The organism is Gordonibacter pamelaeae 7-10-1-b (assembly GCF_000210055.1).
In the GTDB taxonomy this organism is placed as follows: Bacteria; Actinomycetota; Coriobacteriia; order Coriobacteriales; family Eggerthellaceae; genus Gordonibacter; species Gordonibacter pamelaeae.
On sequence record NC_021021.1, the window covers coordinates 2924175 to 2924737 of the forward strand.

Here is a 563-nt window from a genome sequence, read left to right on the forward strand (position 1 = left end):
GAACCGCATGACCGACGAGAACGCGTTGATCGACGCCGCGCTCGCTGGGGACGAGAAGGCCCTGGGCAAGCTGCTGGCAAGCGTGCAGGACCAGGTGTTCAACCTGGCGCTGCGCATGCTGGGCACCGTGCCCGACGCCGAGGACGCCACGCAGGAGGTGCTGGTGAAGGCGTGCACGCGCCTGTCCGGGTTCCGCCGCGAGAGCGCGTTTTCCACCTGGGTGTTCCGCATCGCGCTCAACCACCTGGCCACCTACCGCAAGGGCCTGTTCGCCCAGCGTCCCGTGAGCTTCGACGTGTACGGCGAGGACATCGCCTCGGGACGCGAGCACGACGTGCCCGACCTGGCCGGCGGCGCGGACCGCAGCCTGCTGGAACGCGAGCTAAAGGTATCGTGCATGCACGGCATGCTGCAGTGCCTGGACGTGGAGGGGCGCAGCGCGTTCGTGCTGGGCACCATGTTCAAGATGGACAGCCGGGCCGCGGCCGACGCGCTCGGCATCACGCCCGAGGCGTACCGCCAGCGGCTCTCGCGCGCGCGGGCGCGCATGGCAGAGTTCCTCA

General features: G+C 69.8%; 1 protein-coding gene. It reads left to right on the forward strand.

Annotated features, from left to right (window positions below):
- Positions 1 to 7: 7 nt before the first annotated feature.
- Positions 8 to 563: RNA polymerase sigma factor (locus GPA_RS13505; protein WP_041239661.1), on the forward strand; the 556-nt coding region annotated here is incomplete at its 3' end.